At 67.3% G+C, this 24357-nt stretch carries 17 protein-coding genes and 2 pseudogenes; 12 read left to right on the top strand and 7 right to left on the bottom strand.

Going from position 1 to position 24357, the window contains the following annotated elements:
• Window positions 1-605 precede the first annotated feature (605 nt).
• On the bottom strand, window positions 606-1313 hold the full coding sequence (locus ACH4U7_RS12650) for a hypothetical protein (protein ID WP_398527937.1): 708 nt from the start codon (window positions 1311-1313) through the stop codon (window positions 606-608).
• Window positions 1314-1697: 384 nt separating this feature from the next.
• On the opposite strand from ACH4U7_RS12650, the pseudogene ACH4U7_RS12655 reads away from it, so the two are divergent.
• Window positions 1698-2488 (top strand): annotated as a pseudogene (locus ACH4U7_RS12655) (transposase); the annotation flags it as partial.
• Window positions 2489-2557: 69 nt separating this feature from the next.
• On the opposite strand, the gene ACH4U7_RS12660 reads toward ACH4U7_RS12655, so the two are convergent.
• The 4 genes from ACH4U7_RS12660 to ACH4U7_RS12675 all read right to left on the bottom strand — a co-directional run bounded on the left by ACH4U7_RS12660 (window position 2558) and on the right by ACH4U7_RS12675 (window position 9158).
• Window positions 2558-3091, bottom strand: a complete 534-nt coding sequence (locus ACH4U7_RS12660; protein ID WP_398527938.1) for an AAA family ATPase — start codon at window positions 3089-3091, stop codon at window positions 2558-2560.
• 118 nt (window positions 3092-3209) lie between these two features.
• Window positions 3210-4595, bottom strand: a complete 1386-nt coding sequence (locus ACH4U7_RS12665; RefSeq protein ID WP_398527939.1) for an IS4 family transposase — start codon at window positions 4593-4595, stop codon at window positions 3210-3212.
• Between the two features lie 379 nt (window positions 4596-4974).
• Window positions 4975-8409, bottom strand: coding sequence for a tetratricopeptide repeat protein (locus tag ACH4U7_RS12670; protein ID WP_398527940.1), 3435 nt, complete (start codon window positions 8407-8409; stop codon window positions 4975-4977).
• 224 nt (window positions 8410-8633) lie between these two features.
• Window positions 8634-9158 carry a hypothetical protein gene (locus ACH4U7_RS12675; protein WP_398527941.1) on the bottom strand — a complete coding sequence of 175 codons (525 nt, stop codon included), beginning with the start codon at window positions 9156-9158 and terminating at the stop codon, window positions 8634-8636.
• A gap of 1113 nt (window positions 9159-10271) precedes the next feature.
• Here ACH4U7_RS12675 and ACH4U7_RS12680 point away from each other — a divergent pair.
• Together ACH4U7_RS12680 and ACH4U7_RS12685 are read left to right on the top strand one after the other, a co-directional pair.
• Entirely contained in the window at window positions 10272-10688 is a 417-nt protein-coding gene (locus tag ACH4U7_RS12680; protein ID WP_398527942.1) for a hypothetical protein, read from the top strand.
• Between the two features lie 611 nt (window positions 10689-11299).
• Window positions 11300-11971 carry a hypothetical protein gene (locus ACH4U7_RS12685; protein ID WP_398527943.1) on the top strand — a complete coding sequence of 224 codons (672 nt, stop codon included), beginning with the start codon at window positions 11300-11302 and terminating at the stop codon, window positions 11969-11971.
• A 410-nt stretch (window positions 11972-12381) separates the two neighbouring features.
• Here the strand turns inward: ACH4U7_RS12685 and ACH4U7_RS12690 are convergent, their stop codons facing one another.
• Window positions 12382-12552: a hypothetical protein gene (locus ACH4U7_RS12690; RefSeq protein ID WP_398527944.1), complete on the bottom strand. Its 171-nt coding sequence runs from the start codon at window positions 12550-12552 to the stop codon at window positions 12382-12384.
• 490 nt (window positions 12553-13042) lie between these two features.
• Between ACH4U7_RS12690 and ACH4U7_RS12695 the strand changes: the two genes are divergently transcribed.
• From ACH4U7_RS12695 to ACH4U7_RS12725, 7 genes and pseudogenes are all read left to right on the top strand, one after another.
• Window positions 13043-13576 (top strand): relaxase domain-containing protein, encoded by a 534-nt coding sequence (locus ACH4U7_RS12695; RefSeq protein WP_398527945.1) that lies wholly within the window; start codon window positions 13043-13045, stop codon window positions 13574-13576.
• A gap of 11 nt (window positions 13577-13587) precedes the next feature.
• Window positions 13588-13755 carry a hypothetical protein gene (locus ACH4U7_RS12700; protein WP_398527946.1) on the top strand — a complete coding sequence of 56 codons (168 nt, stop codon included), beginning with the start codon at window positions 13588-13590 and terminating at the stop codon, window positions 13753-13755.
• Between the two features lie 44 nt (window positions 13756-13799).
• Window positions 13800-14459: a class I SAM-dependent methyltransferase gene (locus ACH4U7_RS12705; protein WP_398527947.1), complete on the top strand. Its 660-nt coding sequence runs from the start codon at window positions 13800-13802 to the stop codon at window positions 14457-14459.
• A gap of 411 nt (window positions 14460-14870) precedes the next feature.
• Window positions 14871-15767 (top strand): phosphotransferase, encoded by an 897-nt coding sequence (locus tag ACH4U7_RS12710; protein ID WP_398527948.1) that lies wholly within the window; start codon window positions 14871-14873, stop codon window positions 15765-15767.
• Window positions 15768-15863: 96 nt separating this feature from the next.
• Entirely contained in the window at window positions 15864-16646 is a 783-nt protein-coding gene (locus ACH4U7_RS12715; RefSeq protein ID WP_398527949.1) for a phosphotransferase, read from the top strand.
• A gap of 145 nt (window positions 16647-16791) precedes the next feature.
• Window positions 16792-18243 (top strand): annotated as a pseudogene (locus ACH4U7_RS12720) (NF041680 family putative transposase).
• A gap of 663 nt (window positions 18244-18906) precedes the next feature.
• Window positions 18907-19704, top strand: a complete 798-nt coding sequence (locus tag ACH4U7_RS12725) for an SDR family oxidoreductase (RefSeq protein ID WP_398527950.1) — start codon at window positions 18907-18909, stop codon at window positions 19702-19704.
• Window positions 19705-21310: 1606 nt separating this feature from the next.
• Here the strand turns inward: ACH4U7_RS12725 and ACH4U7_RS12730 are convergent.
• Entirely contained in the window at window positions 21311-21634 is a 324-nt protein-coding gene (locus ACH4U7_RS12730) for a phospholipase A2 (RefSeq protein ID WP_398527951.1), read from the bottom strand.
• A 567-nt stretch (window positions 21635-22201) separates the two neighbouring features.
• Here ACH4U7_RS12730 and ACH4U7_RS12735 point away from each other — a divergent pair.
• The gene (locus tag ACH4U7_RS12735; protein WP_398527952.1) at window positions 22202-22546 is read left to right on the top strand and encodes a hypothetical protein; all 345 of its coding nucleotides are present in this window, start codon (window positions 22202-22204) and stop codon (window positions 22544-22546) included.
• 281 nt (window positions 22547-22827) lie between these two features.
• Window positions 22828-24213 carry a hypothetical protein gene (locus tag ACH4U7_RS12740; protein ID WP_398527953.1) on the top strand — a complete coding sequence of 462 codons (1386 nt, stop codon included), beginning with the start codon at window positions 22828-22830 and terminating at the stop codon, window positions 24211-24213.
• The last annotated feature ends 144 nt before the right edge of the window (window positions 24214-24357 follow it).

Here is a 24357-nt window from a genome sequence, read left to right on the forward strand (position 1 = left end):
GCGTACCCGCACGGCGACGGATCGTAGGCGGACCCTCGCAGCGGAACCCGAGAACCGCCCCAGTCACCCGGGCAGACGATCTTCACCCTGGACACCCGCCGCAGACCAGCACGAGCACGCCGACATCCACGCACACCAGCCCACCCGACCTGCAGTTTGCACGATACACACCACTCATTCAGCGTGGTCCCAGGCTCGGCCGCCAACAATGCGCCTATGCGTGCTTCTTCAACAGGCCCAAACAGGGATAACAACACGATGCGCCCCTGCAACGCGACACGGACCCGGTCCTCGGCCACCGCGGAAGCGAACAAACCTGCTCACCGGCCTCGGGACCAACCCGAGCGCCTCCGGCGTGGTCACCGGTATCGGCGGTATCGGGAGCCTGGTCGGCACGCGCTGTTCGCCCTGAAAATCGCGCGCCAGTTCGGCGTCGGACGGAAGGTCATCATCGGGTTCGGGTCAGCCCGCAGGCCCAGGTTCCCCCTCCTCCTCGCCGGTCTCGGACGCAGGAGACAGATCGTCCTGGCCCCGACACCGGCCGTAGGTACGGTACGTAAGCCGGGCCGGCTGCCGCCGCCGCGGCAGCCTGCTCCCCAGCGGTCTTACTCGGCCTGCTCGGATCGCGCCTCGTCCTGGACCGATGCGGCAGTGTGGGGGGCGGTGTAGAAGACGGATGCGCCCTGCTTGCTGCGCTGGGCCTGGTTCTTGGCGACGAGCCCTTCGAGGGTGGTGCGCACGACGGTGGTCTTGATCCCGCGCTCGGGATGGGCCTGCCCGAGGGCGGTGGCGACTTCCGCCGCGGAGCGCGGTTCGCCCTGTTCGGTGAGGTGGCTGCGGACGAGTTCGACGAGCGTGGGTTGGGCCGTCTTCGGGGCTGTGGCCTTGTCCCCGGGCTTCTTGGCGTCCGATTTCTTGGCTGCCGTGCGGACCTGTACGGCGTCGGCCTTCTTCGCGCGCTTCCGCTTGCCGGCACCGGGCTCACCAGAGGTCTTCTTACGGGCAGCGGGCACGGTGGAGCCGCTCGGGGCGGCCGCAGCCTGAACCGACGTGGGCGAAACCCCAAGTGCCTGCTGCACATTGACCAGCACGGAGTGGTCATGCTGCAGGGCAGCCAGCTGCTCCTGCAGTGCGGCAATGTCCGCGCTGATGCGTTCCTGATCCTTGGCATTGCGTTCGAGGTCGCTGGCCACCTGGGCCTCGTACTGCGACGTCAGCTCGGTGGTGGCCGTTGTGCTCTCCGACATGAGGTTGACCTTTCTCTGTTCCCCGGCTGGGTGTGCCAGGTCTTTGACGCAGGCGTAGAGCGCCACGCGCGTGTTCTCTCAGGCTGGTGTCTGAAGGCAGCGGCGGTCACTGCTGTGAACAGCCCAGCACAGAGATAGTACGGATGAGTGAAGTGTGTTGTTCCTCTTGAGTGATGTCTATTGCTCGAGCTGAGCTTCAATGCCGGCGCACATGCTGCTGCTCGGGACGTAGTGCAGAGCGAATTGGAGGACACTCGTGGAGGAGCTGCCACACGACATCACTGGTGTCCCGGTGGTGGTGCCAGGCGGTCAGGATGAGGGTGGTCGCCAGCCACTCGAGCAAACTCTGCGGTCTGGTGGGGCAGTGCCCGCACAGGCGAGCGAGGAGGTCCATGTCGGCGTGGTGGTGGACACGGGCGATGAAGCTTCTCCGTGTGACTGGACACCTGGAGACCGGGACATGAAGTTCCAGAGGACCTGGAGCTGTACCTCCCGCGCTCCTGGGCGTGCGACCCGGAACGCTGCCGGGCAGCGGGGCTCGGCCAGGATGATGATCGAACGGTTCCTGGACGCCGGACACCAAGTGGGCTGGGTCGCTGGTGACGAGGTCTACGGCGGCAACCCGAAGCTGCGTGCCGCCCTGGAGGAACGTGGCCTTGGCTATGTGCTTGCGGTGGCCTGCTCGGCCGAAGCGCGCACCGGCGCAGGCACGTTCCGCGCCGATGCCCTGGTGAAGAAGGCGCCCAAGCGGGCCTGGCAGAAGCTCTCGGCCGGACGCGGCGCGAAGGGACAGCGGTTCTACGACTGGGTTGTCATCGATCTTGCCGACCCGGCGCCGGCCACCGCCAGCTGCTGATCCGCCGCAACCGCACCACCGGTGAACTCGCCTATTATCGCTGCTACTCATCCGATCCAGTGCCGCTGACCACCTTGGTGAAGGTCGCCGGATCCAGATGGCGGGTGGAGGAGACCTTCCAGAGTGAGAAGGGGCTGGCCGGCCTCGATGAGCATCAGGTCCGCCGCTACCCCTCCTGGATCCGCTGGGTCACCATCGCGATGCTCGCCCCTTCCTGACAGCGGTCCGCGCCGACGAGCACGCCCGCAGGCCCACCTCAGACGGACTGGTCCCGCTGTCCTGCAACGAGATCCAGCGCCTGTTCAACACCCTCGTCGTCCAGCCTCTCCACCACGCGGGCCACCGGCTCGGCTGGTCCGACTGGCGCCGCCGTCATCAGGAGTGATCACGCACCGGCCATGACCGGCGACAAGCCGAGGCCCGCACATGAAGACCACGATGTGCTGGCGGAGTGCTAACCGCCCCAGCCGGTGGCAGCCACCACCTCACGGGCGATGTCCACGACGGGCCGACCGTCCGTCACCACCCGCACAGTGTCAGCAGCTACCCGCTCGTCCAAGAGCCGCGCCTTGCGGGCGCTCGTCTTCAGCTCGTGCTCCAGTTCCGAGCCGAGTTCCCGGCCCGCCAACCGCTCGCCGGCGGTGGTGTCGGATGCGGTGAGCAGAACCCGTACGATCCGCACGCCTGCCCCCATGGCACGCTCGAACATGCCCGTCGTCTCGGGCAGCACACTCAGGGTGTTCGTATAGATCAGGCGTCGGTAACCGCGCTGGGCGAAGTTCCCCCATACGGCAGTCAGATTGCTTTCGGTGATCTCCGAGCGGTGTGGATCCCCGACTGGGGCCGGATGAACCTGCCCCATGAAGTCACCCTCGATGACTGCGTGAGAGACCGACACGGCTCGCAGTCGTGCCGAAACCTCCCAGGCCACCGTCGTCTTGCCGACTCCGGCACGCCCTCCGATGAGCAGTACCTCCGCGTGACCCATGAAGGCAGCTTGCCAGCTCGCGACCACGTCACGCGATCCGATATCGCTCTATGCCTATGGCCGCAGCCATACCCCACCAGCAAGATCACGATCTACAGCTGGAGTCAACACCGTTGATTTAGCGCTTTGACCTGGCCTTCAAGCCGTCTTCCATCACCGTGACCTCGGCTTCGAGGGTGTAGTGCTGAGCGGTGGCGGGGTGCTGGAGGGAGTTCTTGCTGTACTTGCTGGTCGGGTTCTTTCGGGTTCGGGCCTTGGATCGCTGCTGGCGGCGGGCGGGAAGGAGGCTGTTCAGGACGGCGTGGCCGATCGCACCGACCAGGGTGACCTCGCTGGGAAGGATCCCAGCGGCAGTGGTGACCTGGTCGCGGGCGGTCTCCAGCGCGATGGTGAAGCTGATCCGGTCCGGGTCGAGAGTCGGTCGGCTGGCGGCGGCGTCGGCGGTGATTCGTATGAGGGCCTGGTAGGCGGTCAGCAGGGCGTACACCTCCTGGTCGACCTCCTGCGGGCGGTGCGAGCGCAGGACGCGGCTGTCCAGCATCGTGGCCTTGATCGAGAAGTACGTGGTCTCGGCCTGCCACCTCTCGTGGTAGAGACCGACGAGTTCGCGGGCGGGGTCCGTGAGGCTGGTCGCCAGGCGCCACTGCTCGCGGCGGACCGTGCCGTCGGCGTAGGTCACTGTGATCCAGGCTTCGACAATCCGCACCGGCAGCTTCCCCATGCCGAAGGTCGACAGGTAGGAGCCGTCAGGCAGCCGCTTGATGATCAGCGGGATGCGCCTGGCCCTGGACCGGCACAGGAACTCCGCTCCGGTGGAACGGAGTTGGAGCAGGAAGGGGTAACCGTCGAAGCCGGTGTCCAGCAGTACAAGCATCCCGCTGGTCAACCGATCGAGCATCCTCTCGGCGTAGGTGGTCTCGCCTGTGGTCTCCGGGCCGAAGGCGGCGGCGAGCACCGCCCGGGTGCCGCACTCGACGAGCACGAGCAGTCGCAGGAGCGGGTAGCCGAACTCCACGTCCTCGCTCTTGCGCTTGCGTTTGGCGTGCCGGGCGGCGATCGGTTCGCTGTCGGGAAGGTGCAGGCTGGTGCCGTCGATGGCCACCGTCCGCAGGCCCCGCCAGAACGCGCCGGGAGTACGTGGTCCGGCTACCGGCCCGGCCAGCGTCTCAAACAATGCCTGGAACGGTGCGGCTCCCACCCGGCGACGTGCCCGGCACAGCGCCGAGGTACACGGCCGTACCAGGGCGAGGGCGTCGAGGCTCGCGACGAGTTTGCTCCACACCGCTCGGTAGCTGCACCGCTCGAACAGTGCCAGCGCCAGGACGAAGTACACCACCACCCGCGAGGGCAGCAGCCTGACCCGCTTCTGGACCGTGCCGGTCTCTTCCAGCACCGCATCGACCAGGGCGAAGTCCACCACCTGGGTCAACTCCCCGAGGTGTCCCGGCGCGAACACGCCCTTGGCTACCGCGATCTCGCGGGTGATGACAGACTGCTCCTGCAACGGAACTCCTTGATCAACTCTCTTGGCCGAAAGTTGATCTACCGGAGTTCCATTGCGTCGTTCAACCCCCTTGACACGTCACCGCCAGGCCAAAGTCAACGGTGTTGCAGCTGGAGTACCAGCCGGTTGCCGATCACGCTGGTCGGGAGTTCCGCGCGCAGCAGCAGCCGCTTGCCCCAGGACTAACCGACCGTCGATGGAGACCTTCGCGCCGCCTTCGGCCGCTGCGTTACGCCGCGAAGTACTCGACCTGGCGTGGCTGGCTGCCAGTGAAGTCCCGCCCCTCCTCCTGGCAACGCACAGAAGAACGATCACCAGCGCGCCCTGAGCTTGAGGCGTGACATCAACCTCGGCCAGCTGAAGGGGAGCGACGGTCCGGTCAACCGGCCTGCTGCCGTGCCTCTTCGATCCGCTCACGGAAGGGCAATAGCCGCTCCGCGAGGGAGGGCATAGCATCCGCCAATTCCTCCAGATCCCTCACTGCCTCGACCAGCAAGTCAGTCGATGGTTCCCCAGTTAGGAAATCGTCCAGGCATTGGGTCGCTTGTTCCCAACGCGGCATCGCACACATGACAACGAACAGATTGGCCTTTCCCCAGGCAGCCTCCTGACCGGCTTCCTCTGACACACGCCTGAAAACCTCAGCGGCCCGCTCCAGCCATTCTTCCTGACCAGGCTCACCCAAAGCATGCAGCACCAACGCCTTCTCATACTGCGCCCAGCCTTCATTTGGATCGAGGTAGATGGCACGGTTGAGGTCCGTGAGCGCGTTGTCATACTGGCCCATAGCGCGGTAGATCTGGCCGCGCCCCACAAGGAATAGTGGGTCGAAGCCGCGCTCGATGGCGTGGTTGAAGTCGGTGAGGGCTTCTTCGTAGCGTCCCATGCGGCGGTAGGTTTCGCCACGCTCGGCGATGACCCAGTCCGTGTCTGGCTGGAGTTGGATGGCGCGGGTGAAGTCGGTGAGGGCATCTTCGTACCGGCCCGTAAGCCGGTGGGTTTCGCCGCGGTCGGCGATGGCCCAGCTGTAGTTGGGGTCGAGTTCGATGGCGCGGTTCAGGTCGGTGAGGGCTTCTTCGAAGTGTCCCATGTGCCGGTAGATTTGGCCGCGGTTGACGATGGCCCAGCTGTAGTTGGGGTCGAGTTCGATGGCGCGGTTCAGGTCGGTGAGGGCTTCTTCGTAGCGTTCCATGTGCCGGTATGTTTGGCCGCGGCTGGCGATGGCGAAGTCGTAGTCGGGGTCGAGTTGGATGGCGCGGTTGAAGTCGGTGAGGGCTTCTTCGTAGCGTCCCATGAGCCGGTAGGTTTCGCCGCGCTCGGCGATGGCGAAGTCGTAGTCGGGGTCGAGTTGGATGGCGCGGTTGAAGTCGGTGAGGGCTTCTTCGTAGCGTCCCATGAACCGGTTGGCTTCGCCGCGCTCGGCGATGACCCAGTCCGTGTCTGGCTGGAGTTGGATGGCGCGGGTGAAGTCGGTGAGGGCATCTTCGTACCGGCCCGTAAGCCGGTGGGTTTCGCCGCGGCTGGCGATGGCGAAGTCGTAGTTGGGGTCGAGTTCGATGGCGCGGTTGAGGTCGGTGAGGGCGTCTTCGTATCGGCCCATGAGCCGGTAGGTGTCGCCGCGGAATGCGATGACCCACTCAAGGTTGGGGTCGAGTTCGATGGCGCGGTTGAGGTCGGTGAGGGCGTCTTCGTATCGGCCCATGAGCCGGTAAGCCTCGCTGCGGTTGGTGATGGCCCAGGTGTAGTTGGGGTCGAGTTCGATGGCGCGGTTGAGGTCGGTGAGGGCGTCTTCGTATCGGCCCATGAGCCGGTGGGTTTCGCCGCGGTCGGCGATGGCCCAGTCGAGGCTGGGGTCGAGTTCGATGGCGCGGTTCAGGTCAGTGAGGGCTTCGTCATAGCGTCCCATAGCACGGTATGTCTGGCCGCGGCTGGCGATCGCGACAGTGTCAGCAGGGTCGAGTTCGATCGCATGGTTGAAGTCCGTGAGGGCGTCGTCGTTGCGCCCCATCATCCGATAGGTCTCGCCACGGCCGAAGTAGGCCCGTGCGAAGCCAGGCACCAAGGTCAAGGCCTCTTCGTAGTCGCTGACGGCTCGTTCGTAGCGTCCCGCGTCGCGACGGTCTCGGCCACGCAGGGTGAAAGCCAGAGCTCGGCCAGGGACGTCGAGGGTGTCCTGATGAAGCAGGAGCGTCAAAGCGGCGATCCCAGGGCCGGAGGTGTCCTCCAGCGCGGCGAGGATCTGTTGTCCCCAGTGGGCGAGAGTGCTGGTGCTGGTGTCGTGACCCGCTTGGGCGAGCATCTGTGCCCAGCGGCGGAGGGCGGCAGTGGCGTAGTCATAGGCGTCCAGGAGTTCTCGTAGCGCATCAGCCAGGGCTTGCTCAGGCGTGGCGCACAAGCGGTGGTAAGTCTCTTGCAACTTGTGCTCGCGCCAGCGACTGTCATCCCACCACTGCCGGACGTCTTGTGCGGGGGCGCTGCTCTGGAGCTGATGACGCCAGGTTCGGAAGGTGTCGGCCAGGTGGGTGTGCTGTTGGTGCCAGCGGGCGGGGGATTTGGTGCGTTGAAGGCGGAGCATGGTGGTGCGGACAACTTGGTGGTAATGGCAGCGGCCGCTGCGGTCGGTGACAAAGGACAAGCCCCGCAGCCAATCGAACAGGTCGACGGCTTCTGGTTCGACGGCGGCACGGTAGATGTCCTCGTTCAACTCCTGTGGCAGAGCGCAAGCTTGTGCGGCAGCGCGCCGAGTAGGGTTTGTCTCCCACTTCAGGAATCGCTCCACGGCGGTGCCGCTGGCATCACCGATTTCCTCCACACTGGTAGGCCGGGACTCGGCCAGCAGGGACAGTAGGACCGGTAGTCGCCCGGAAAGCTGGAGGATGACTTCGACGACCCGCTCGTCCGTGACCTGTCTGGTCGCCAGGAATTGACGAGCTTCAGCCTCGGTGAAGACGTCCAGCGGCACGGTTGCAATCAGACTCATATGCTCGCCCCAGCATCGAGGGTCTAGCTGCCCTTGCCCGGCGAGGACCACGAGGATGTTCGTTGGCAGTTCCCCGTACCGGTCGCTGAGGGCAAGATCCCGAAGCCATGTATCAAGTACCGGCCCGGTGCGCTCATAGGTGTCGAAGAGCAGCACCACCCACTCCTGCCGGCCCGCGGCCTCAGCCAGCTCCTCCAGGAAGACTGGCGTGAGCACCTGTACCGGCGACATCACCAGCTGCACATCGTCGTGGCTGCGCAGACGGGCACTGAGCGCTGCCCGCCACCGGTCCATCGACGCCGCCACCCGATTGGGATCCACTGCTCCCGCGACCACCCCGAGCCCCGGCACCATGCCCGCCCCCGCCAGGCCGAGCTGAGAGACGAACGTGCTCGATGCCGACGGAGGGACTGGCGCGGACACTTCTGGGCTGCCGCTCGCACCGGGCTCGGAGACGTCGGGCGTGACGGCTTCGGCCTCGTGCCTCCGCTGCCGGTACAGCCCGAGCTGCTTGTCGAAACCCTTCAGCGTCGCCCCCTGCGACGCGAGCTGTGCGCTGATGGACTCCATCGCCTCAACGACGCTGACGCACCCCTCATCCACCCATGCGGTGACTGCCCCTGCCTTCCGTGCAAGAGCCGCCCACTGCCGCACCAGCGTCGACTTGCCAACCCCGGACGGACCAGAGACATGAAACAGCAGCTCAGGACCACTCTCCGGATCAGCCACCAGATTGCTCCGGAACGCGGCTAACTCCCCGTGACGCCCCACAAACCCCGCACGGCGCTTCTCCCCGATCAGCTCCAGCCGTGAAAGACGACCCCGCCCAGCCACCAGATGCCCCCTCGCTGTGCAACGTGATGCTTCCCAGCATCCTGCCGAATGTGACTCGTCTCCGCAGCTGGCAGAGCCAGCAGCCAGACGACGAGGCGGGAGGCTGCTGGCGAGGTCGGTGGCGCCGCGGTGTGGTTCCGCCCGACCCGCCTTACGTGAGGAGTTGGAGATCCAGGCGGCGGAGGACCAGGACTCAGGGAGGCGGTCGCGGAAGCCGTGCCCGCTCAGCGAAGCCGCCCCGGGCGACGCCGGCCACCGACCCGGGCCCGCGCGGAGGATGAGGCCACCGGTCTTGTCCCCGCCGTCGGATGCGGCGGCGTGGGCATCCTCGAAGTCCGGGTCCTCATACGCCACCAGCTCGGCGGCCGCGGCCGCGGTGATGACCTCAAGGCCGGCCTCACGGACCGCCTTCGGCGCGAGCTGGGCCGCGGCGGCGCGGGAGCCGGCATCGAGGAGGTAGCGACCGGAGCCAGGGCGAGCACCACCACGGAGGTCAGGCTCTCGCGCAGGTCGGCGGCGATGTCGCCGCCGGTGAAGACGGCGGCCAGCACGTGGGAGGTGGCCGCGAGCGCGGTCGCGGTGAGGGCGGCGGCACCGATCTGGCAGCCGATGAGGGCCAGGACGGCGGGACGGTCGGTGCGCCAGCCGAGGCGGGCTGCCCCGATGAGCGTGCGGGGTAGACGGCGCGCTATGGCCCACGTGGACAGGTTGACGCCCGCCTCGAAGTGCCGGCCGGAGGCCAGGCGCATCACGGGCGGCTGGCCCGCGCTGGCGACGGGCGGCGAGGATACGGAAGAACTCCCGAACCTCATCAGGGAAGCGGAGCAGGTGCCGGGGCAACGGGTTTGTTCCTCATTTCTGTTATCGGCCTGGGCTGTTCGGGTCGAGTGTCAGTTGCGATGGCTTGGTTTTTGCTCGTTGGAGTGAGGTACGTGGTCGGGCAGGGAGTTTTCCAGCCTTTGTCAGAGCTGTTTGCCCTGGTTGAAGATGTCCGTCTGCGGAGTGGCTCGGCGACGGCTTTGGGGTCGAGCTCGTGTGTTGGGAACTCGGTCTGTTCGTCTCGGCCTGTTCCGCCCGCCGCAGGCGGCCCAGATCCGAGGGGCGCCAGTGCGACGAACAGCTCGTCGGGCACATCTGTCGCAGCGATCGTGACGGCTTTGATGGCGTCGTCCCCGGCGAGCAGGACGGAAGTCCGCGGCTCTGTCTGAACGTCGGCTTCGGTCCGGTATGGCCGGTTCGCGTCCTGGTGTGTCTGTTGCCTTGGATGAAAGGCTGAATTCATCAGCTACTCGAGTTGCCGGGGGGATCTTCGTGATGAGGGCAAAGTAGGCTGTTTGCTGGGGGTTTCGCTTCATCCCTGGCGGCTGCCGCGCTGATTGCCGGGTCGGTGGTGGTGGCAGCTCCGGTTCAGGCCGGTCCAGCTGACTGCCAGTGCTGTCTTGCGGGTCGGGGTTACGCGCTGACTGACGTGAGGATCAATGGGTGCGCGTACGGTAAAGACACGCAATGGCTTTGCGTGGGCACACTCAAAAGCAGCGGTGTGGCTGAGAGCCGTGCCGTCAGTGCTTGTGTCTTGGCGAGCAACTGACTTGGTGACTGCTTGGGTAGGAGACTTCGTTTCTGATGGCCATGCTCAGGCAGGCTGGCAGAGCGGTGAGGGGGTCCGTGCGGGGTGTCGCCCGGTGAGGCGGCGGGTCGTCGGTGTGGTTGTTGTCCTGCTGGCGAGGGTTGCGGACTGCACACTGGAACGTGTCCTGCCGTGAGGGGTGATGTGGCGCCAACCTGCTGCTGCCGTGTGACGGTGCTTCTCGGCCCAGCGGCGCAGGCTCCCCAGCAGAGCCTGGTCCGCGATCGTCTCGGGGGTGACGGAGGCGGACCGGGTGTGGTGGGAGGTTTCCATGCCGCTCACTGCGGCCTGTGGTGGGGTGTTGGGCACGGCTCTGCGGGTGTTGCCGGTTCTGGTGGGTCGGGGAGATGGCCAGGTCGTTGACGGTGATGTCGGCGGACTGGTCGAGGGCGTGGACGAGGGCGTGGACGACGGCGTGGACGGCGGACTGGTCGAGGGCGTGGTCGAGGGCGTCGGCGACGCTCTCGTGGGTGATGGCGGCCTCGTTGAGTTCTTGGGCGGCCTTGCGGCCGATTGGGTCGGTGGCCTTGTCGGTCCAGTCGGTGTTGATGACGCCGGGGCTGATATCGAAGAGGTCGTCGATGCGACCGTCCGGCAGGGGGTCCTGCGGGCACCTGAAGGCCGGCAGCCAGGCACTTTCTCCTCGGGCTGATCGGTTCCGGTGCGGGAATGTCTGGGGATCGGTGCTGGTTGGAGTTTTCGCGGGTGCCGGCCGGTGGACAGTGTCCCCGGGCCTCGCTTATTGCCTGTGGGGAAGATCGTTCGGCTGAAGCCCCATGGTGTGTTTCGCCGCGAAGGCGACCGCCATCGCCGGCGGCCCGTACCCCTCGGTCCGGTGTCGGCCAGGTTCCCCCGTCCTGGCCGACGTTCTCTTCCGCGCCTCTCAAGGGCCGGGTCGTCAACCGGTTTCCGTTCCGGCGGCTGGCAACTGGCGCGGCGATCACGGTTCGTCCGGTATGGCCCGGTGGCGCTGATTTCGGCCGGACATTGCCCGATATTGACGGTACCTGGCCGGTATCGGCCTTACTGCTTGTCCTGATGTGCCCTGGATGATTTGGCGTCGTCGCCGCGCCCTCGGCGCGGCGCCTCGGTTTGGAGGGGGCCGATCCGCGCTCCCCTGTCTGATCCACCTCGGTTTCTCTCCGTACCTCTCTGTTCCTCTCCGCCCCAGCGCACCAACGGGAGTGCAGTGATGGTCATTCACGCTCGTGGCACGGTTCGGCACCTTTTCCGGATCAACCGAAGACATCGTGGGAGACACACGTGAGAAAGCTCAAGCTGGGCAGCAGATCGGCCCGACGGGCGGCCGTGCTGGCGGTCGGCTTACTGATGGTGAGCGGCCTGTCGGCCACCTCGGCCGACGCGGCGCCGTCCTCGGCCAACGCCGCGCCCGAACTGGGCGTCCGGTTCTACTCCGACGGAGACGGCCAGTGCGACGGGCCGACGAATCCGCCGGAGCGGTGGGTCACCGCGCCTGACTGGACCTCCGCCATCCGCCTGGACACCGACAACCGCGCGGGCGGCTGCCGGCTGGCCTTCGGCATCTACGACCCGTCGAACACTCTCGCGGGCCTGAACGTCACCTACACCTGGATGGCGGAGCCCGGCAGCGACGAGAGCCAGTGCGAGAACGAGGGCACGCACACGATCCCGATCAAGACGTACAGGACGTTCGGCGACAACATCCGGGTGGACACCGACAACCGCGCGGGCTGGTGCAACCTCACCTTCGCCCTGTCCGGCCGCTCGGACATCATCCTCAATGTGCAGTGGTCCGGCGATGGCGGACGCGACGCCTCGGGGCAGTGCAGGGGGTACATTCCGCAGGGCGGCTGGAACACGGTCGATGAGACCAATCCCGTGACGGTGGGTGACGACACGGACGGCCGCGCCGGCGGCTGCTACCTGGCTCTCCGCCTGAACCGCTCGTTCTAGGGGGCCGCGGACGGCCCGGGGTGCATGGGGTCCGCCCCCGGGCCGTATGGAGTTCGCTGCCGAGTGGGGCAGTCATCGGTTCATTGGTGTGGAGGCCTTCTATCTGAACCGCCGCACAGCCGGGCGTGACTACGGTCCCCGGGTGCGTAGGCCGGCACGATGCCGGCTCACCGGGCCGGGCCGCACGCGATCGGACACGAGCAAAGGGAACCACCATGAGCACGGTCATCGAGTAGGCCAGATCTCAGAGTGCAACGGTGAGCTGAGCCCGGTTCCCCGGCAAGTCTCTTGCTCGGGGACCTGCGAGGACAGCGTGGGTGCCGATCCGGCGCCAGATGGTGTGCGGTGCGCCGTGGACTGTCTCCGGCCCGTAGGACCAGGTGTCCCGGCCGTGGCCGTCCCAGGTGAGCTCAAAGACGCCGGGTGCGGCGGACGCCCTTCACGCGGAGGCCGGTGCGGAAGGTCCCGGTGCGCAGGTTGTCGACGAGGGCGGTGACGGTCTGGCGGAAGCGGCGGTGCTGTTCGGGGGTGAGGTGGTGATGGCCGGCTGTGAAGCGGGGCGTTGCCTCGTAGGCCGGCACGTCGGTCCTCCAGGAAGCACGACGTCCCCGGCGCGTGCCGGGGGCGGTGGGTCTGTGTCTGGGGTGGAGGGGGTCGGTGACGTGGTGCGGGGCGGAGCGTCTTGGCCGTGGGGTGGGGGAGTGGTACGTAGGTGGGCGTGCCCTGACGGTGGGGTCGGCTGCTGTGGGTTGTTGGGGCGTGCGGGGGCGTGCGGGGGCGTGCGGGGGCGTGGTGGCTGGTCGTCGCGCAGCATTTGCATGGCCTCCGGTAGGGGCGGTGGGTGCGAAAGGTGGCGCCCGTAGGGCGGGCGTGACGTCGCCGCCGGCTGGCGCCGTGCGGGGTGGGCCGTGAAGTTCTGGTGAACCCTCCCGCCTCACGGGATCGCGCTTTTTTGCAGGTCAGGGCTTGTGTCCCCTGTGGGGATGATCAGTGTGGCGAAGGTCCGGAGGCGGAACGCTTGGCGGTATTACGTGCGGGGGTGTCTTCGCGGACGGTCGCGGTCCGGCCCGCATGCTGCTGAAAGGCGTTCAGGATGAAGCCGGGCTCCCGCCCGGGGTGTGGATGGGCCGCGGCCTGCCCGCGCTCGGTCTCACCGCCGGGGAGGCGGTGACGCAGCGACAGATGGAGCTGCTGTTCGGCGAGGGCCGGCACCCGGACGCCGACCGGATGGAGCGTGAGCGCCTGGACGCCGGCGCTGACCCCGACACGGCGCGGTTGGAGACCGTTCTCGGGCAGCTGATCGAAGAGGTCGGGAAGCGGAAGCAGACCCCCGTGCTCGCCGTCGAATTAGTCTTCCGGGCGCAGGCGAGCCTGATCGTGCTGTGGGCGCTGGGAGACGACCACACCCGGCGGGTCATCGAGCGGGCGCACGAGCGGGCGCACGAGCGGGCCATCGCCACCGTGCTGCGCTGGCTGGAGGATGAGATCGCGGAGACCCGGTGGTCTTCTGGCCGTCAGCGTGTAAAGGCCCCTGCCCTGGTCGTTGCGGCGTGGCGGAACTTCGACAACCGCGACGGCTTCCCCTGCTCCATGAGCACTGCCTGATCCTGAACCGGGTGCAGCGCCCGGACGGCGCTTGGTACGCGCTGGGCGACTACAACGCCGACGCGGCCCTGTTGCGCCACTCCCGCTTGCGCACCGTGCCGCAGCCCGGCCGCCGGGCCCCGGCACCGGCCGATGCCCGCCGCGCCATCGCCGAACGGCAGCAGCCTTGTCCGGACTGAGAAAGTGATCACCTGTGCTGCGGGGCCTCACTGGAGTCGCCCGCGTGCCTGATCTCTCCTGCCTCGCCGCCGTCCGGGAGTCGTACGACACGGTCGCCTCCGACTACTTCGAACAGGTCAAAGCCGCGGCGGAGCTGGATCCGCTGTCACGAGGGATGCTGAACGTCTTTGCAGAGGTGGTGCGCACGGTCGGCCCTGGGCCCGTTGCCGACCTGGGTTGTGGGCCTGGCAAGGTCACGGCTTACCTTGCCGAACGGGAAGTGTCTGCGTTCGGCATGGACCTGTCGCCCGCCATGGTCGAGCTGGCCCGTAGTGCCTACCCAGATCTGCGTTTGAGCGTCGGCTCCATGACCTCGCTGCCGATCGAGGACGACGGCCTCGGCGGCATCCTCGCGTACTGCTCCGCCCACCACACGCCACCGACATTGTTGCCGGTGGTGTTCGGCGAGTTTCACCGGACTCTCGCGCCTGGCGGCTGCTTGATGCTGGCCGGCCGCGTAGGGGCTGGCCGGCATCTACGTCCCACACAGGCATACGGCGGTCATCCGGTGTCCTACGAGTCCTGTCTGCTGCCGCCTGATCAGATTGCCGAACTCCTGAAGCAGGCCGGGCTCGTCCTCACCGCACGTCTGGTGGAGGAGCCCAGGGAAGGGGCTGAGAGGACTTTCGCTACCTTTCTTGCCCACAAGCCCGGCCGGCCATGAGGTTCGAATCGGTCTGAGGTCGTGAAGTTGAGTCGGTGAAGACGGGCAAACCGAGGTCGACCAGTTGTGGCCGGCCGTCGGCCGGGGCCGGCTGAGGCTGTTGAGCCTGACGGTGGCGGCGTTGAGGCGGACCTGGAGCCCTTCGACTTCTCCGAGCCAGCCGTTGCCGCGGGCTTCGCGGATGCGTTCGCGGAGGTTCTGGATGATCTCGATGAGGCGGCCCCGTTGGCGGGGGTCGGTCTGGAGGACCGGGCAGCGGCTGCACGTTTCTCTGAACTTTGGGGCCGTGCTGTCCCGAAGCTTCTGATCTGCAGGTCTTTGAAACCGAATTGGTGATGCCAGAGGGATCACAGCGAGATGTTCCGGAGAGCGAGAACTGCTCCGCCTGCCGCCTCGGTACTGTGACTTCGCATGACCGGCACCGAGATCGAAATCACCGCAGACCTGGTCCGCGACCTGCTGCAGGAGCAACATCCAGACCTTGCAGGGCTGGCCATCCGGGAGGTGGCGGGCGGCTGGGGCAACCAAATGTGGCGCCTCGGGGACGAGTTGGCCGTGCGCATGCAGCGCATGGACCCCACCCCGGAGCTCCAGCTCAAGGAGCGGCGGTGGCTACCGGTGCTGGCCCCGCGTTTGCCGCTCCCGGTGCCGCTCCCGGTGCGGTTCGGCGAACCGTCCGAGCGCTTTCCCAAGCACTGGACCGTGATGATGTGGGTTCCCGGCGAGCCGCTGGACCACGGCTCGATCAGCCGCGGGGCCCACGCGGCCGACACGCTGGCGGGTTTCCTCCGGGCGCTCCATGTGGAGGCGCCCGCCGAGGCGCCGATCTCTGCGGACTTCGGTGCCCATCCCAGGAACTGCACGGACGGCTTCGAGAACTTCTTCCAGGCCGTTGTCCCCGACGACATCGCTGCCGACGTCCGGGCCGTCTGGGACGACGCCGTTGCGGCCGATGCGTGGGAGGGCCCGCGGGTGTGGGTGCACGGCGACCTCCATCCCGCGAACGTCGTCGTCTCGGACGGAACGCTCTCGGGCATTGTCGACTTCGGTGCCCTGTTCGCCGGCGATCCGGCGTGGGACCTGGCCGCCGCGTGGGTGCTGCTGCCCGCGGGCACGGCCTCACGGTTCTTCGACATGTACGCGCATGCAGACGAGGCGGCGATCCGGCGCGCCCGCGGGCTGGCTGCTATGAAGAGCCTGTTCCTGATGCTCATGGGGCAGAACGGAGACCGGGGCCTTCCCGGCGGCAAGCCGCACTGGGGACCTGTAGGCCGGGCGGCACTTGATCGTGTTCTGAAGGGCGTTTGATGCACGCTTCTTTGCTTGTTCTTTAACCTCCGTCCCTACTCTGACGCTCCCCCTTAATGGGGTGATCCAGACCAGCTGATCCGACACACTGGTTCGATGCGGCACGATGATGAACAGCCTTTGTCCGGCGGCAACGTCAGTGATGGTGTCGTTCGCGTCGGGGACACCGTTCGCCGTCCGGCCGGACCATGGACTCCCGCTGTGCATGCCCTGCTTGCCCACCTGCACGAGGTGGGATTTGGCGCGGCGCCTCGCCCACTCGGCATTGACGATCAGGGGCGTGAGGTCCTGTCCTTCATGCCGGGAGATGTGGTCTGGCCCGATCGGTTCTCGCTGATGGAACCCGCTCGACAACTGGCTCGCATTGCACGGCTGATCCGGGACTTCCACAGCGCTGTGCATGACTTCACGCCGCCGTCCGATGCGCAGTGGCAGACGCTGATCCCCGCTGAGGGCAGTGACATCATCGCCCATAACGACCTGGCCCCTTGGAACCTCGTGGTCGCAGACGAGGCACGGTGGGCCTTCATCGACTGGGACGCTGCAGGTCCCGGCTCGCGCCTGTGGGATGTCGCATACGCCATTCACGGGTTCATCCCGCTGTCCGCGCATCCGGACTGGCAGAGCCCGGACGCGGCGGACCGACTGCGAGTCTTCGCCGATGCCTACGGTCTCGCCGAGTCCGAACGTCGTCGGTTGGTCCCTCTGCTGGGGCGCCGTACGCGTTCCATGCACGACTTCCTGCGCGACCAGGCAGCCCAAGGAGCCCAGCCCTGGGCAAGGCTGTGGGCTGAAGGCCACGGCGACGCCTGGCGAAACGACGCCGAATACGTCGAGCAACGCGAAGACCAGTGGATGCAGGCCCTGCTCGCCGGCTGAGGCATCAGTGCCCGTGCCTGGCTCCCGGCGTCGAACGACATCTCGAACTGGATCACTCACCTGGGCATTCGCCGGACATTGAAGCGGCCTTCGTCTGATCATGTGCTCCGACCAAGGTGCACCGATCGAGACGAAGGCCGTGAGAGTGAGTCTGCTGCCTGACGCCGGTCCCGGGGAGGCGTTCGCGCAAGCGTCACGCTTCCGGGAGGACTTATTCGGCTGTCTGACCGCGGGGGGCGAACTGTTCGAACTCGTGGACGCGTTGTTGTGCGCGGACGGTCCGGTGACCTCGCCGGTGGACCTCACGCTGGTGGCCGAGCATCGGCGCGGGCACGGCGCGATGTACGAGGCGTTGAACTGCGGGAACGTGGACGTGCCCCGGCTGCGGCAGGTGCTGGCCGGTCTGCCGATGCCGCGGGCCGCCGACGGGCGCCTGGTCCTGGCGGTCGACGTCAGCAACTGGCTCCGTCCTGACGCACCGACCAGCGCGGACCGCCTGTTCTGCCACGTCTACGGTTGCAGCGGACGGTCCTCGGACCAGTTCGTCCCCGGCTGGCCGTACTCCTTCGTCGCCGCCCTCGAATCGGGCCGGACGTCCTGGTGCCAGCTCCTGGACGCCGTCCGTCTCGGCCCCGAGGACGACGTCGCCGAGGTCACCGCCGCGCAGCTCCGCAGGGTGGTCACGGACCTGATCGAGATGGGCCGCTGGCACTTCGGCGACCGCGACATCCTCATCGTCTTCGACCCGGCTACGACGCCCCGCGCATGGCCCACCTCCTGGGCGGCCTCCCGGTCGAAGTGCTGGGACGGATGCGCTCCGACCGCGTCATGCGACGGCCGACGCCCTCGCTCAAGGAGTACGCCCTGTCCTGTCCCCGGGGCGGGCGACCACCGAAGCACGGCAAGGAGCTCCGCTTCGCCAAGCCGGACACCTGGGGCGAGCCGGACGCGGCCACGACGCAGGTCACCGACCGGTACGGCACCGCCCGCGCGATGGCTTGGGACCGCATCCACCCCCGCCTGACCACCCGCTCCGCCTGGATCGACCACATTGGCGAACTTCCCATCATCGAGGGCACGCTGATCCGCCTTCAGGTCGACCGCCTGCCCGGCGGAGGCGACCCGCTCCCGCTCTGGCTCTGGTCGTCCGCCACCGGCCTGAACAGCGAGGACGTCGACGTGCTGCTGCAGGCGTTCCTTAGGAGGTTCGACATCGAGCATCTCTTCAGGTTGATGAAACAGACCCTGGGGTGGACCCGTCCGAAGCTGCGCACCCCCGAGGCCGGCGAGCGCTGGACTTGGCTGATCATCGCCGCGCACACCCAGATCCGCCTTCTGCGCGAGGCCGCCGCCGACTTGCGGCGGCCGTGGGAGAAGCCCGCCGAGGCCGGTCGGCTCACCCCGGCCCGAGTCCGCCGGGGGTTTCGGAACCTCCGCCCACACCTGCACTGTCCGGCCCGTGCACCGAAACCCTCAACTCCCGGCCCCTGGAAGGCCACTTGGTTCGAAGAACCGGCGGCCCGCCACCCGCTACGACGTGGGCAAGACCGTGAAACGACCCGAGAGCATCATCGAAAGAAACCGACTCAGACCATAAAGAACAAGCTTTGAACCTGTTCTCGATCTTGGTTGAGGGCCATGTGGCATCTCACCTTCGTGGGTTCATCGATCACCACGCGTGGTGGGGATGCCAAGGTCCACGGCCGTATGCTGCCCGTGGCCCCGATCGAGCTGGCCGAGCTTCTCTTCGGCGCCAGCCAGGCTGACCTGGAGACCCTCGACCTCGCCGAGCCAGCCCTCCGTCTCGGCTTCGGCGATTCGATTCGGGCGATCAAGTTGTCGCAGATCTCGGCAAGCCGTCCCCGTTGGGCCGGGTCAGGCCGGAGGAGCGAGCATCTGACACAAGCGTGCTCATGGATGTGGGGGGATCCGATGGGGCGTGCGCAGGTGCCGATGGACACCTTCCGCTTCTCGAAGTGGGCGAGGAAGGCGTCCCACTCATCCTCTGTCCGGATTCGGTACTCCTCGCCGGGACGGGAGGCCCGTCGGCGGGCGATGAACGCCCGGTGGGCCCCGATCGTCTCGGCAGAGTAGACCGCTAACGGTGGAGTCAGGTACTGGAGCTGCCTGAATACCTGCCCGATTTGCATCCTTTATGCCTCGTGGTGGTGGCTGGGTCTGTGCGTCTCAAGGGGTGGGTGTGGGGCTTGGCTTGGGGAAACGGGTGCTGCGTGCAGGGCGGCCCGTCAGGATGAGGGTCATGAGTGGCGAGACGCGCGTGGGGAGCCGGCAGGACGTGGGAGAGGCGGGGCGTCCGCTTGCCTTGGTCACGGGGGCGGGGCGTTCGGCGGGGATCGCGGCGTCCGTGGTACTGAATCTGGCCCGGGCCGGGTGGGACGTGGCCTTCACGTACTGGACTCCGTATGACGCGCGGATGGAGTGGGGTATGGAGCCGGGGGCTCCCGAAGAGTTGCGGAAGCAGCTGGCGTCCCTTGGGGCGAGAGCACATGCGATCGAGGCGGACTTGAGCGATCCGGTCGTGCCGGCTCAGCTCTTCGACAGCGTCGAGCGTGAGCTGGGGAACGTCACCGCGCTGGTGCTCTGCCATTGCGAGTCGGTCGACTCGGGCTTGTTGGACACCACGGTGGAGAGCTTCGACCTGCACTTCGCGGTCAATGCGCGGGCGACCTGGCTGCTGATCCGGGAGTACGGGCTGCGGTTCCGCGGGCAGCATGGCAGCGGGCGGATCGTCAGCCTGACCAGCGACCACACCGCCGGCAACCTGCCTTATGGGGCAAGCAAGGGGGCGATGGACCGGATCACGTTGGCCGCCGTCCGTGAGCTCGCCCATCTGGGAGTGACCTGCAACGCGATCAATCCCGGACCGACCGACACCGGGTGGATGACTCAGGAGCAGAAGACGGACATGACCCGCTTCACGCCCCTGGGACGCCTCGGTGTGCCGCAGGACTGCGCGAATCTCGTCACGTTCCTCTGCTCCGCGGAGGGCGGATGGATCAACGGCCAGCTTCTCCAGAGCAACGGCGGTCTCGGGTAGCCAAGCGCATGGACATGACTCACAGGCGCTTCCGGCTGGCGACGTCTGCAGCGTAGGCGCCCCAGTCTCCGGCGGCGGCTCGCTGCCACTTGACGGCGACGGTGATGTGAATGCCGAGGGTGCGCGCAGGCAGCGAAGAAGAAGGCGGGCGGCGGAAAGCCGGCGCCGAAGAAGGCCGCCGCGAAGAAGCCGGTGGCGAAGAAGGCGGTGCCGCTGCCGCGCGGCTCAGTGCGGGCCGCGTACCCAGGCACCTGCCCGGCGTGCTTCAAGGACTACGGCAAGGGTGAGGGCATAAGGACTACGGCAAGGGTGAGGGCATAAGGACTGCGGCAAGGGTGAGGGCATAAGGACTGCGGCAAGGGTGAGGGCATAAGGACTGCGGCAGGGGTGAGGGCATCACGAAGGTGGCCGACGGCTGGGGGCGCCCCGGGTGCGCGCCCCGGCAATTATCAGCAGCCGAGCGGGAGTTCGCCAGGAACAAGGCCAGGATCGAGAGCGGCGAGACGTACCGCTCTCACAAGCCCCCGGATTGGCGGCGCGGGGCCTCGCCGTCCAGCACCCGCCCCGCCCGCTGACCCGGCGCCGAGCGGTGTGACGTCGGGCACGGACGAACTCACCCGGACCAGGGGTGGTCAAGGCGAAAACGGACACCTGTTGGCGGTGGCCGTCAGACCGCGGACCAGGGGTGGATCTCCAGGGTGGCGTCCGTCCCGGCCCTGGTGCCGGAGGAAGCGAGGGCGCCGTGCCCGCACCCGACCGCCCCGCCCCTTCTCGCCGCCGCGCCTGTCCGCGATCCTGGAACCCCGCCCGCCGCCAGGACGTCGCAGTCGGGCCCGGCCGCGCGCACCGTCCGGTGAGCCCCGGTGAGCTCCTGCCGTCGGCGCTTGCGTTCCCGCTGCCGGAGCCACTTCCGCGCCCGGCACCCACGAGCCCCGCATTCCCGCAGCTCACCACGGCTTTCCGGATCCGTGCAGGGTTGTCACAACTCTCTTCTTTCTCTTTGTTCCTGGGTTGGTTGTCGGTGGTGGAGGAGATCGTCGGGTCCGGAGGCCCGGTCCCCTCCACGGCCGGGGGCCGGCGCCCGGCCGCTGGCCGGTCGCATGTCGCAGACGGCGGGAGGGCGAGCCTGATGGCGGGCAAGGGGAAGGTGTACGAGGCGGGATCGACCAACGACCTGCGCGGCGAGCGATCTGCGGCGTCACGGCCTGTCCGCCGACGGCGGCCGCACCCGAGGCGGTGAAGAGGTCCGGCTGCCCACCGCGGCCGGGCTGGCCGCCTCCGTGATCGACCTGGACCGCGAGCCGGAGGAGACGGGCGGCATGCCCGAGAGCGCGGGCCGCTCCGGTGCCCCCTCAACCTCATGACGGTGAACGAGACGGTCATCGTGCTGATCCGCCCGAAGCCCGACCTCGACCTGGTCGCGGGAGAGCCGGCCGAGCCGCGGGCCCGGGATGACAGACCCCGGGCCCGCGGTGCTTTCAAATGACCGGTCGGCTCAACGGACGTTGCACGATCGGCCGTCACGTCCGCTTCGTGCACAACGCTGCTTCAACTCCGGCGGCGTGCGACGTCGACGCTGTGAGCAGGTCGGGTTGTCATGGGAAGCTCATAGCTTTCCGACGAGCCGCACGGTGTTGTAGTACGCGTTCGCGGTCTTCCGGCAGCCAGCACGCTGTCGCTCGTAGAATCCCGGCTGCACGTTGCAGATGCGCCGCATGTCCTGGAGAAACGCCAGGTCGATGCGTTCCCTGTGCGCGCCGGTGAACGCGTTGAGCTTCTTGTAGTTGCGGTAGCCGAAGTCGTGGCGCTGGCACGGACCCTTGAAGTTGAATCCGCCGGGCTTGTCAGGGGCGCCGAGCAGTAGTCGGTTGCCCAGTCGAACCGGTAAGGATTCACCCCCTGGAGAGAGCGATGCCAGGCAATGCTCCATGCCTCACGGCCACGACGGTCGGCAGAGGTCAGGCGCCGCAGCTGGGACAGTTGCTTGTCCCGGAACTTCCCCGATGTGGTGGTGAACGTGGACAGCTCTGCCGATGCTGCGATCCGTTCGCCCGAGGCTGATTCGCCGGCGGCATCCGTGGCGACGCCGAGCGGCAGGAGCACAACGCCGAGGGCGGTGGCGCCTAGAAGCCGGATGCGGGTGTGCACGTGTGTCTTTCCTTCCGCCTGCTGGCCAGCGCATGGTGATGTCGCGGGCCACGGCATGTACGACGGCGCGGCCGTCCGACTTTCCACGGTCGGCCGTTTCTCGCCTGACCTTGAGTTTTCTGGACCGGGGATTGTCTGGCAGGCCCCTTTCGCAGTGCCGGACAAAGAGTGGGATGCCATCGACGGCCGACCAAAGGACATCGACGACGGCTCCCGCCTGCTGACCCGCGCCAACACCGCACAGGGAGCGCAGCATTTACCTGGCCCAGGAGTGAGGCGAGGCGGTCACTGGAAGAGGCGCTCTTCGAACAGCGCTGGAACACGGGCGAGTGGGCGCAGGACTTCCGGGATGGCGCCTGGTGCCGCAGCGCTGCTGCGACGACTTGCTGTGCTCCACGCCGGCGTGCCGGCCGATGTCGTGACCGGCTACAAGGGGCTGCCGATCCGAGGCTACGGCGGGTTGGGGCCGGTGCGCTGGTGTCTGGATCTCTGCCACCGGGCCGGCATCCGCTACCGAAAGCAGGAGCTGGTCGACGCGCTTACGGACGCCGGGTTCGGCCTGCCCGTCGCCACCGCGCATCACCTGGACGGGATCTACCCGCCACACACGATGGAGAACTGGATCCGCCTGGATGACCAGGCACGGACCGGTCTGATCGAACTGCGGTTCTCTACCTTCGATTACCCGAACTGAGAGTGGAGACGGCAAGCTCGAAGTACCGGGCGATCGCGGAAGGGATCCAAGCTCGCGTAGACGTCGCTCTCGCGTCCGGCTGAAGCCAGGACGCCGCGCGGCACCGCCGTTTCGGCATCGTCCTACCGCTTCGGGGACACGCTGCTGTTCCACTCTTTCCCAGGTCGCTGGCTGGACGTGGCTGGTCTCCGCTCTCCGCAGCGGACGCTCTCTGCCTTGTTGTCAGTGCCTTGCCCTACCGTGCCATTTGATGTCATTTCACGGTAGAAGGGTGGTAGTGAGTGGCCAACATCGTCTGGCACACGAAGTTCCGGATTCACCTCGACCTGACCCCGGATGACCTCGGTCATCCGGAGTTTCCGGACCTGTGGGAGACGATCTACCGCATGGACCGGATGTACGCCGCCCGCGGAGTGCCGGTCTCCGAGCGGGATCTGCAGTGCGGGGGCGTGTGCCGGCAAGCCGGGGTCGAAGCGTGGATGCACCTGCGGTTACGGATCAACGGGCGCCGCGAAGCCGTCCACGAGAAGGCCGAGGACGAACAGCGCCATGTCCTGCCCATGAGCGACGAACACAAGGCCTACCAGCAGAGGATCCTGCGCGCCGCAGGGGAAGGAGGCTTTCCCGGTGACAGCGAAGTCCGCACACGCGTGGGTCGCAGCTGGATCCAGACCGACACGCTCATCGAAGGAACCGACGGGCGCCGCATCGGCTGGGAGGTACAGCTCTCCTCCGCCGGCGCCGAGGGCCCGCGCAGCGTCCGCGCCCGCGCGGCCAAAGCCGAGAAGAACGGCATCACACCCGCCTGGCACACCGACCGCGCTGACTACGCCCAGCGCCACGACACCCAGTGGACCCGCAGCAACAACCTCCCCGCCCACGTCATCGCCAAGACCGGCGACCTCCGCGTCATCTCAGGCTTTCGCGCCCTGGACTTCTGGCGCTGCGACATCCGCGCCCTCTACCCCTGCCCCCATGGCAATGGCAATGGCAATGGCGTACGGCGTTGCGGCAAGCACCATGCCACACCGAAACCGCGCGACGTCCTCTTCGACGACCTCGTGCGCCAGACCGCTGCAGGCACCATCGTGCCGGTTCAGTTCCACACCGCCACCAAGCGCCAGCGGTTCTGGGTCACCAGCCAGGATCGCGACCGGCTCGATGAGCTACACAACGACGATTCCCAGATGCCAGCTGTTCAGCAAGGCGAATCCTCAGGCAGGGCGAGCCACAACAGGCCGACGTGCCGACCATCGGTGACTATCACCGCGTCGACTCTCCCAGCCTCACGGCCTGCCATGTCCGGCGGGACGCATCACACCCTCGTGCCCGCTCAACCCACGGCCGCAACCAGCGAGACGAACACGCCTTCAGCGGCTCCCTGTGCCGAGTCCAGCGAACCGAGCAGCACACCAGCCCAGAAGGACACAGGACTGCCCGCAGAGCTTGTTGCCCTACAGCGAGCCGCCGACTCTGAGCGGAGCAGGCTCGAGTCCCTGGACGACAACGAGGAGCGGCGCCGACAGCGCTTGGAATGGTACGAGGCGGCGGCTGAGGTCCAGGAAGCAGTGACTCAGTACGCACACGACAACCACCTCAACCGGTTCGACGTCGGACAACGCCTGAGGCAGATCGTCCGCACTCCGCCCACGACACCGCAGGCGTGAGAGCACACCCAAGACCGGGCATGGGCTCAACAGCCACTTGGGACCGAACACGGCACTACGGGCCGGCAAGCTGGCAGGGATGCGCAAGGGCCGGGTCTCGCCGGTGCTCACCCCGGCGCGGCCCGCCGGGGTCCGGCGCGGGAA

Origin of the sequence: Streptomyces sp. NPDC020845 (genome assembly GCF_044334165.1) — a bacterium.
In the GTDB taxonomy this organism is placed as follows: domain Bacteria; phylum Actinomycetota; class Actinomycetes; order Streptomycetales; family Streptomycetaceae; genus Streptomyces.

Bases quoted from the DNA above. Each gene is read 5' to 3' on its own strand.
- ACH4U7_RS12660 (WP_398527938.1), bottom strand. From the start codon at position 3,091: ATGGGTCACGCGGAGGTACTGCTCATCGGAGGGCGTGCCGGAGTCGGC.
- ACH4U7_RS12675 (WP_398527941.1), bottom strand. From the start codon at position 9,158: ATGCGCCTGGCCTCCGGCCGGCACTTCGAGGCGGGCGTCAACCTGTCC.
- ACH4U7_RS12695 (WP_398527945.1), top strand. From the start codon at position 13,043: ATGCTGCTGAAAGGCGTTCAGGATGAAGCCGGGCTCCCGCCCGGGGTG.
- ACH4U7_RS12710 (WP_398527948.1), top strand. From the start codon at position 14,871: ATGACCGGCACCGAGATCGAAATCACCGCAGACCTGGTCCGCGACCTG.
- ACH4U7_RS12715 (WP_398527949.1), top strand. From the start codon at position 15,864: ATGCGGCACGATGATGAACAGCCTTTGTCCGGCGGCAACGTCAGTGAT.
- ACH4U7_RS12725 (WP_398527950.1), top strand. From the start codon at position 18,907: ATGAGTGGCGAGACGCGCGTGGGGAGCCGGCAGGACGTGGGAGAGGCG.
- ACH4U7_RS12730 (WP_398527951.1), bottom strand. From the start codon at position 21,634: ATGGAGCATTGCCTGGCATCGCTCTCTCCAGGGGGTGAATCCTTACCG.
- ACH4U7_RS12735 (WP_398527952.1), top strand. From the start codon at position 22,202: ATGGCGCCTGGTGCCGCAGCGCTGCTGCGACGACTTGCTGTGCTCCAC.